General features: G+C 72.4%; 5 protein-coding genes. All 5 read right to left on the reverse strand.

Features of this window, described 5'->3' with window-relative positions:
* Nucleotides 1-50: 50 nt before the first annotated feature.
* Nucleotides 51-3,179 (reverse strand): condensation domain-containing protein, encoded by a 3,129-nt coding sequence (locus tag ACFU99_RS21490; RefSeq protein ID WP_384394338.1) that lies wholly within the window; start codon nt 3,177-3,179, stop codon nt 51-53.
* A 21-nt stretch (nt 3,180-3,200) separates the two neighbouring features.
* The gene (locus ACFU99_RS21495) at nt 3,201-4,829 is read right to left on the reverse strand and encodes an amino acid adenylation domain-containing protein (RefSeq protein WP_384394340.1); all 1,629 of its coding nucleotides are present in this window, start codon (nt 4,827-4,829) and stop codon (nt 3,201-3,203) included.
* Nucleotides 4,830-4,895: 66 nt separating this feature from the next.
* Entirely contained in the window at nt 4,896-5,084 is a 189-nt protein-coding gene (locus tag ACFU99_RS21500; protein WP_384394342.1) for an MbtH family protein, read from the reverse strand.
* The gene (locus tag ACFU99_RS21505; protein ID WP_384394344.1) at nt 5,071-5,943 is read right to left on the reverse strand and encodes a thioesterase II family protein; all 873 of its coding nucleotides are present in this window, start codon (nt 5,941-5,943) and stop codon (nt 5,071-5,073) included. Before ACFU99_RS21505 ends, ACFU99_RS21500 begins: the two co-directional genes overlap by 14 nt.
* The gene (locus tag ACFU99_RS21510; RefSeq protein ID WP_384394345.1) at nt 5,940-9,230 is read right to left on the reverse strand and encodes an amino acid adenylation domain-containing protein; all 3,291 of its coding nucleotides are present in this window, start codon (nt 9,228-9,230) and stop codon (nt 5,940-5,942) included. The genes ACFU99_RS21505 and ACFU99_RS21510 overlap by 4 nt, the downstream gene beginning before the upstream one ends.
* Nucleotides 9,231-9,275: the final 45 nt, after the last annotated feature.

Below are 9,275 nucleotides of genomic sequence, written 5' to 3' on the forward strand. Positions count from 1 at the left end.
CTCCTGATGACTGGTGGCTGAATTCAGATTGACGCCGAACCGAAATTTCCTCATGAGTTCGCTCCGTTCCTTCCAGCCGGCCCGTCGGCGTCCTGACCGAATACCGATTCCGGCAGCAGCACCCGAAAATTGTTGAGGATTACAGAAAGTTCCTCCGCCAGACGCCCGGCGGCTTCGGCCCCGACCCGGTCGCCCCGGTAGGCCAAGGAGCCCCGCAGAGCGGCGTCCCGTTCGGCGAAAGTGATGGTCACCGGGAACTTGCTGGTCTCCGTGCGCCGCGCGACGAAATCCACGGGGCTCATCCGGGCGTCCCCCAGCCACCCCGACCAGTTGGACAGGCTGACGCTGTTCAGCAGCACGTCCGCGTAGGGCGTGTGCCCCGGCGACCGCCTCGGCGCGAGACCGCGCACCACATCCTCGAACGAGGCCGCCCGGTGCTCGAAGGCGTCGATGGTCTCCTCCCGCAGGACCCGCAGCAGATCGGCGAGCGTCATGCCTGCCGTGCACCGGGAGCGCAGCACCAGCGTGTTCAGGCACGGCCCGATCACGTCCTGGAACTCGGACGGTCCGCGATGGGCCACCGGGATGCCGAAGGTGAGGTCCGTCAGCCCGGTCCAGCGGTGCAGCGCGGCGGCGACCGCGGTCGCCTGGATCATGAAGGCCGAGACCTTCTCCGCGCGTTGTACGGGCAGCACCTCGCGCGCCACGTCGGGCCCCAGGGCCAGACCCAGGTTCCCCAACGGCTGCGCTGTCGCTGGTGCGTTCAGACCGAGAGAGCTTGGCGCTCCCTTCAACTGGCGGCACCAGTAGGCGACATCATCCGCCACAGCCGACTTCCGGGCCTCGGCGGCCACCAGGTCGCGGTACTGCTGCCGGGGCTCCGACGGAACCGCCTCCGCGTCCACCGGCTCGTAACAGCGCTCCAACTCCCGTACGAGAATCGGCACCGACTCGCCGTCGAGCACGAGATGGTGGACGCACAGCGACAGCACGTGACGCCGCGGCCCGACGGTGAACAGCGCGGCACGCAGCAGACGTCCATCCTCCGGGACGAGGGCGGACGCGGCCTCATCGGCCCATTCGCCGAGCCGCGCCTCCCGCTCGGGCCCGGTCAGCCCGGTGAGGTCGGCCCGCTCGATGTCCGGGGTCCACGGCGGGGTCACCTCCTGGAACAGCCGGCCGTCGCGGTCCAGGAAGCGGGTGCGCAGGATCTCGTGCCGGGCGATCACGGCGGCGAGCGCGTCGCATAGCGCCGCCGGGTCCAGCTCGCCGTCCACCTCCCAGGACAGTGGCACATGGTACGTCGCGTGGACCGGGTCCAGGCGCTGGGCGAGCCAGATGCTCTCCTGGAACCCGGAGGCCGGGAAGGCGCCCTCGGGCTCCGGGCGCGCCGGGGCGGCATCGGCCGGGGCGGGCGGCGCGTCGGCGGCGGCGCGTTCGATGACGCCCACCAGCTCGCCGAAGCCGGGGTGGGTGAAGAGGTCGCGGATCGACAGGTCGACGCCGAAGCGCCTGCCGACGCGCGTCAGCAGCGTGGTCGCGAGCAGGGAGTGCCCGCCCAGCTCGAAGAAGGAGTCCTCGGCCGAGACCACGGGCACGCCCAGCACGCTCTGCCAGATCATGGCGAGCGCGACGGCGGTGGGCGAGGCGATCCCGCGGACCGTCGGGGACGATGTCGCCCGAGGCGAGACTGTCGGGGCCTCGGCCGGTTCCTGTCGCCGCTCACCGCCGCCAGTGGGTCGTACCGGTGGGGCCGGCGCTTCGGTCGCGGTCCTCGTGGGCGGCACGCCCACGGCGGGCAGCAGCGCCAGCCTCTCCCCCACCGTGCGGTGCGGGGCGGCGACCATGTCCGCGACGACGGCCAGGTGGTCCCGTGCCAGCGAGGCGAGCAGCTCCGGGCCGAGGGAGCCGTCGGCGTCCTTCCACAGCATGCGGCTGCCGTGGCTGTCCTCCATCAGCATGACGGTGAGCCGGTAGTCCGGTACGTCCGTGAGCTCCAGCAGCCGCAGCTCGCACGGCGCGTCCCCGCCCTCGAACCGCAGCCGCCCCACATCCGGCCCGCCGCGCCAGGACCCGTCCTCCTCGAAGTGCCCGAACTGCAAGTACTGGAGGACCACTTGATGCGTACAGTCACGGCCCGCCGACCCGGTCAGCCCCGCCGTCCGCAGGATCGTGGGCAGCGGCAGGTCTCCGTGGCGGGTCCCGGCCCGCACCTGCTCCCGCAGGCCGCGCGCCAGTTCCGCGTACGTCCGGGAGCCGTCGAGCCGCTCCCGGAACGGCAGGACGTTGACGAAGAAACCGACGCGTCCGTCCAGGGCCGGGGCCGACCGCCCGTGGTAGGGGGCCGACGCGATGATGTCGTCCGAGGCGGTGTGGCGGTGCAGCGTCACGAACAGCGCGGCGAACATGACGGTGAAGTAGGTGACGTTCAGTTGGCGCGCCAACGCCCGCACTTGTAAAGACAGTTGCGGGTCTATGGACTGCCGCAACTGCCGGTAGCCGTCCGCCTCGGCGCGTACGGGCAGCAGCGGCCGGGCCTGGGCGTCGGCGCCGCTCAGCACGGTGCGCCAGTAGTCCCGCAGAGGATCGCCCCCGGCACCGAGCGCCATTTCCCATGAGCGCTGGGCGTGGGCGACGTACGGGACGAGGGCGTCCGGCTCCCCCAGCCGCTCCCCGCCGTAGGCCCGGCGCAGCTCGTCCAGGAGCAGGGGGGCCGAGGTGCCGTCGAGGACGAGGTGGTGGACGGTGAGCAGCAGCAGCGTGTAGTCCGGCCCGTACAGCAGCTCGACCCGCGCCAGCGGTCCGCGGTTCAGGTCGAAGGGGGCGCGCGCCGCCACGATGGCGTCGTAGCGCTCGGCGGTCACCGTACGGACGGTGAAGGGCACGGGCTCCGCGTTGATCCAGGACAGCCGGGTTCCGGTGCGGGTCTCGACGACGCGGGCCCGGAGCATGGGGTGACGTCGCGTCACCTCGGTCACCGCGGCGCGCAGTCGCTCCGTGTCCAGGTCGCCGCTGACATCGAGGGCCAGCGGGATGATGTGCTCCCAGCGTTCGGGGGCGCGCTGCCAGGAGACCCACATGGCCTCCTGTACGGCGGACAGCGGGAGCTCGTCGCGCGGCGCGGCCCACCCGGCGCCGCGGCCCTGCTGCGGCCGGTCGTGGGTCGTGTCGTCAGCCATGGGTCGTCCTCCGGGCGTGGGTCATGACGCTTGCGCGGTGAGCGCGCGCTTGTCGGTCTTGCCCGACGGGGTCAGCGGCAGCGCGGGCACCCGCACGAAGCGGCGGGGCACCATATGGGCGGGCAGCGACTCCTTGGCGCGGGCCGTGAGCCGTTCGGCCAGCACGTCCCGGCCCACGCCGCCCTCGTCATCGGCGCCGGGGATCGGCGCATAGAACGCGGTGAGCATGCGCTCGCCGATGCGGCTGGTGACCGCCAGGACCACGAGGTCCTGTACGCCCTCGGTGCCGTGCAGCGCGCTCTCGATCTCGCCGGTCTCGATGCGATATCCGTTGATCTTCACCTGGTCGTCGGCCCGCCCCGCGAACTCCCAGGTGCCGTCCGGCAGGGCCACGGCCAGATCGCCGCTGCGGTAGTAGCGCCGGAACTCCCCCGTGCCCGCGAGGTCGAGCAGGGGGTACCGCTCCGCGGTCAGCTCCGGCCGTCCGAGGTAGCCGATGGCCAACTGCGGCCCCGACAGGCAGAGTTCCCCGATACGTCCGGGCGGGGTGCGACCGCCCCACTCGTCGAGCAGCACCACTTCGAAGCCGTCGAGCGGCCGTCCGATGTTCAGCTCGGGGTCGGGGGTCACGCCCGCCGCCGCGGAACCGTCCGCCGACGCGCCCCGGCTCACCGCCGGCAGCGCGTCGATCTCGCTCTCGGGCAGCCGCCGGTAGGTCGCGAGCACGGTGGTCTCGGTGATGCCGTACGAGTTGAAGAACTCGGACCCCGTACCGTGCACGCGGCGCCAGGCGCGTACCGCTTCCAGGTCCACCGCCTCGCCGCCGAAGATGATGTAGCGCAGCATCAGCTCCGGCCGCTCGCCCGTGTCCTCGACCCGGGCCACCGCCGACCGCGAGAGGTAACGGAACACCGAGGGAACCTGGTTGAGGACGGTGACGCGCTCGGCGACGACGAGGTCGAGCATCGCGTCGGGCGAGCGGGCGACCTCGGTCGGCACCACGACCAGCCGGGCGCCGTGGGTGAGCGCGCCCCACATCTCCCATACGGAGAAGTCGAAGCACGGGGAGTGGAACAGCGTCCACACGTCGTCGCCGCGCAGATCGAAGACCTGGTCGCAGGCGTCGAGCAGCGCCGTGACGTTCCGGTGGGAGACCACGACGCCCTTGGGGTCGCCGCTCGACCCGGATGTGTAGATCACGTAGGCCGGCGCGTCCGGGGCCGCCTCTGCCGTCGACTGTCCGACCTGCGGCTCGGGAGCGCGCCGGTAGGCTTCCTCGACGTCGATGACGGTGGCGTCCGGAAGCACCGCCGAGGCGTCCTGATCGGCCACCACCAGATCGAGGGACGCGTCATGCGCCATGTACCGCACCCGCTCCGGCGGATAGGACGGGTCCAGCGGTACGTACGAACAGCCGGCCTTCAGGACGGCGATGGCCGCGGCCACCACATCGTTGCCGCGCCGCAGATACAGCCCCACCCGAGCGCCGGGGGCGGGCCTGTGTCGGGTGATGGCGGAGGCCAAGCGATCCGAGAGATCATTGAGTTGTCGGTACGTCAGGGATTCCCGGCCATCCGTCACGGCCTGCGCGTCGGGGGTACGCGCGGCCTGTTCCTCGAATATGCGGTGCAGAGTGAGCTGGGCGAACACGTGCTGCTTTCCTCCTCGTTGCGGACTCATCACGGCTCGTTGCGGGCCGGTGCGCTGATTCGACGGCTACGAGCGCAGGCTCAGGGGCCGCAGGTCGGTCCACACAGCGGTGATGTGGGACAGGCAGTCGCTCTTGGAGCCGGACACGCCCACGGGCTCCCAGCCGTCGGGGGCGGCGCGGTCCTCGGGCCAGACGGAGTACTGGTCCTCGTGGTTGCGGACCACGGTGTACCGGCGGTCGTCATCCTCGAACATGGGAAACGCGGTCCTCTCTGCTGGGCCGGGCGCCGAATGCGGCGTCGCCGGTGTCTGTCCGTACGAACGGGCCGGGCGGTTCCGGGCCTTCAGGCCCTGCGGATCCTGCGGGTCCTACGAGGTCGAGGAGCGTGCCGCGCATCCGCGACAGCATCGCCGCGCCCTCGGGCGCCGTGAGGAAGAAATGGTCGCCGGACAGCTGACTGTGGGTGAAGCCGCCGGTGGTGAGCGGCTCCCAGGCCGCCACCTCGTCCTCGGACACGATGGTGTCCTCCATCCCGCCGAACGCGCTGATGGGGATGGTCAGGGGCGGCCGCTCGCGGTACGCGTAGGTGTAGTCCAGCTCGAAGTCGGCGCGCAGGGCGGGCAGGGCCATCGCTCTGATCTCCGGCCGCGCCAGCACCGCCGGTGACGTTCCGCCGAGCCGGTCGATGAAGGCGAGCAGGTCATGGTCCGTCAGGTCGTGTACGGACACCCGGGCGCTCCCCAGATGCGGGGCCTTGTGCGCGGCCACCATGAGGGCGGCCGGGGAGCCACCGGGCAGGTCCCGCAGACGGGCGGCCACCTCGTACGCGACGAGTGCGCCGAGGCTGTGCCCGAAGAGCACGAGGGGCCGGTCGCACTCGGCGCTTACCACCTCGGCCAGCGCGTCGGCCAGGGGCTCCATGCGACGGTACGGAGACTCGCGCAACCTGCCGCCACGGCCCGGCAGTTGAACGGCACAGACCTCCACTTCCGGAGGGAACGCCGTCGACCACGGGTAGTACATGGACGCCGAGCTGCCCGCCCCCGGCAGGCATATTAGGCGTACCTTCGCGTCCGGGCGCGGCGGGAAGCGCAGCAGCCAGGGGCTCTTCACCGGACCTCCTGGGTGTCAGCCGTGATGGAACGCCGCTGAGTGGACTGCCGTACGTGGTCGGCGAGTTCACTGATCGTCGGGTGGTGGAAGACATCTCCGACGCGCAGGACGATCCCTGCCTCGCGGGCCCGGTGCACCATCTGGATGCTCTTGAGCGAGTCGCCGCCGACGGCGAAGAAGTCCTCGTCGACGTCGTCCTGCGGGCGGCCCAGCACCTGCGTCCAGATGCCGGCGAGCGTCCGCTCGATGCCGTCCCGTGGGGCCACGCGGTCGTGCGCGGGGGCCGCGGCGGGTGCGGGCAGGGCCGCGCGGTCGAGCATGCCCCGCCCCGTGAGCGGCCACCCCGGCCCGACCACCACATTGGCCGGGAACAAGTAACCCGGCCCCCCGTCGCGCACGTAGGCACCCACCGCGGCGGCAAAAGCGTCGTCATCTTCAGCGCCTCCCGCCGACACCGGACCCTGCCGTACGAGGTAGCCGACGAGCTCAGCCCCGGCGGCGCCGTCCGGAACCGCCGCGATCACGACCGCTTCCCGTACGCCCGCGTGGGCGCGGAGCATGTTCTCGATCTCGCCGGGCTCGACGCGTACGCCCCGCACCTTGACCTGGTGGTCGTTACGGCCCAGGAAGTCAAGGCTCCCGTCGGCCCGCCAGCGCACCAGGTCGCCTGTGCGGTACAGCCGCGCTCCCGGCGTCGGAGCGTACGGATGCGGAACGAACCGGTCGGCGGTCAGGGCCGGCTGCCCCAGATAGCCGCGGGCGAGCACCGCGCCGCCCAGATACAGCTCGCCGGGCACGCCCACCGGAACCGGCCGCAGCTCGCGGTCGAGCACGTACGTCTCGGCCCCCGCGACGGGCCGCCCGATGGGCACCCGCACGTCCTCGGCGAGCTCCGCGCCCGCGGGCGGGGCCGCACACTCCCACTCGGTCACCTCGACCGACGCCTCCGTAGGCCCGTACGCGTTGTAGAGCCGCACCGGAAGCCGGGCGAGGGCGCGGTCGTGTGTCGTACGGGGCAGCTCCTGGCCGCTGCACAGCACGCGCCGCAGCGACGCGCAGCGGTCGAGGCCAGGCTCTTCGAGGAAGGCTTCCAGCAGCGGCGGCACGAAGTGCGCGGTGGTCACCCGCTCCCGTTCGATCAGCTCGACGAGGTACGCGGGGTCGCGGTGCCCGCCCGGCGCGGCCACGACGAGGGCCGCGCCCGTCGTCAGCGGCCACAGCAGCTCCGTCACGGAGACGTCGAAGGTGCAGGGCGTCTTGTGCAGCACCCGGTCCGAGGGGCCGATGCCGTGGGTGGCCTGGATGGAGCGGACCCGGTTGGCCAGGCCCCGGTGCGGGACGCCCACCGCTTTCGGCGTGCCCGTGGAGCCGGAGGTGTGGATGACGTACGCGAGGCGGTCGGGCCCGACGGGACCGGCCGCCATCGGCGTACCGTCACGCGGCCCGTCCGCCCAGGCGAAGGCGTCCACGGCGGTTACGGGCGCCCCGGCGTCGGCGAGGAGCGGGGCGAGCTCGCCGGTGGTGAGGAGGTGCGCCGCGCCGACCGCGCGCAGCATCTGTACGAGCCGTGCGGGCGGGTCCTCCGGGGACAGCGGCAGATAGGCGCTCCCGGCGGCGAGGACCGCCAGGGCGGACGTCACCAGACCGGTACCGCGCGGCAGGCAGACGGCGACGGGTGCGTCCGCACTCGCGCCCCGCTCCACGAGATGGCGAGCCAGCTCGTCTGCCCGGCCCGCGAGTTCCGCGTAGCTCAGCCGGTCTCCTTCGAAGACGACCGCGGTGGCGTCGGGGGTGCGCCGCGCCTGCCGGTCGATCATCTCGTGCACCGGGCCGTCCCAGGCGTACGCGGCCGGGCCTCGGCTCCACTGCCCGAGCAGCAGGCCGGCCTCCTCCTCATCCGTCAGGGAGAACCGGGACAGCGGCGTTCCGGGGTCGTCCAGCGCGGTGCGCAGGACGTGCCGGTACTGCCGGGCCATACGCCGCACGGACTCCGCGTCGAACAGCTCGGTGCGGTAGCGGAAGACGCAGTCCGCGCCGTCGTCGTGCGGGCGGATCTCCAGCCAGAGGTCCGTGAAGGTGGTCCGCGGGGTCACCGGGAAGACGTCCGCTTCCACTCCGGTCAGGTGGGGCGTGGTCAGCGGCTGCTGGACCGCGAACATCGCCTGGAACAGCGGGTCGTGGCTGCGTTCGCGCTCCGGGCCGAGCTCCGTCACGATCCGCTCCAGCGGTACGTCCTGACGGGGGAAGGCGTCCAGCGCGCTGCGCCGCACTCGGCGCAGCACCTCTTCGAAGGCGGGGTCGCCGCTCAAGTCGACGCGCAGCGGCAGGGTGTTGACGAACATGCCGATGAGCGGGGCGAGTTCGGAGCGGGCGCGCCCGGCGCTGGGGCTGCCGACGACGAGGTTCTCGGCGCCCGAGAGCCGGGAGAGCTGGAGCGCGAACACCGACAGCAGCAGCATGAACGGCGTGGCCTTGTTGCGCTGCGCGGCGGTCCGTACCGCCTGCCATGTCTCCTGATCGAACGTCATGGTGTGGGCGGCCCCGTCGAATCCCTGCACGGCGGGGCGGGGATACGTGGTGGGGATCTCCAGCAGCGCGGGCGCGTCGGCCAGCCGGTCGCGCCAGTGGTCGAGCGCCTTCTCGGCCTCGGGGCCCGCGAGTTCGCGGTGCTGGCGGGCCGCGTAGTCGCCGAACTGGAGGGGCAGCGGGGCCAGGTCCGGCTCGCGTCCGGACGTACGGGCCGCGTACAGCTCGGACAGCTCCTCGAAGAGGCGGGCCATGGACCAGCCGTCGCAGATGGTGTGGTGACAGATGACGGCCAGGGCGTGGTCCCGTTCGCCGAGGCGCACCGCCAGGGTTCTGAGGAGCGGTCCTCGCGCGAGGTCGAAGACGCGCTCGGTCTCCGCCTCGATGAAGGCGCGGGCCATTTCCGTACGCCCGGCCTCGGGCTCCCGCGTCAGGTCGGTGACCGGGAGCGGGATCGTGAGGCCCGGTGCCACGTACTGCTGGGGCTCCCCCGCCGCGTCGGCGCGGAACACGGTGCGCAGCGCCTCGTGCCGGTCCACGATGCGGTTCAGGGACCAGTGCAGCGCCGCCAAGTCGAGCTGCCCGCGCAGCCGCAGGGCCGCCACGAGGTTGTAGGCGCTGTTGCCGGAGTCGAGCTGGTCGAGGAACCACAGCCGCCGCTGGGCGAAGGACGCGGGCAGGAGCTTCCCGGCGCGCACCCCGTCCGCGCGGTCCTCGGCTTCGGCGGGCTCCGCCTGCTGGAGGACGGCCTGGTCGGTCATGCGAGCCCCCCGGCTTCGCCGCCGCTCGCCTTCGCCGCGGCGGCG

Origin of the sequence: Streptomyces sp. NPDC057654 (genome assembly GCF_042800135.1) — a bacterium.
GTDB lineage: Bacteria > Actinomycetota > Actinomycetes > Streptomycetales > Streptomycetaceae > Streptomyces.

Bases quoted from the DNA above. Each gene is read 5' to 3' on its own strand.
- ACFU99_RS21490 (WP_384394338.1), bottom strand. From the start codon at position 3,179: ATGGCTGACGACACGACCCACGACCGGCCGCAGCAGGGCCGCGGCGCC.
- ACFU99_RS21500 (WP_384394342.1), bottom strand. From the start codon at position 5,084: ATGTTCGAGGATGACGACCGCCGGTACACCGTGGTCCGCAACCACGAG.
- ACFU99_RS21510 (WP_384394345.1), bottom strand. From the start codon at position 9,230: ATGACCGACCAGGCCGTCCTCCAGCAGGCGGAGCCCGCCGAAGCCGAG.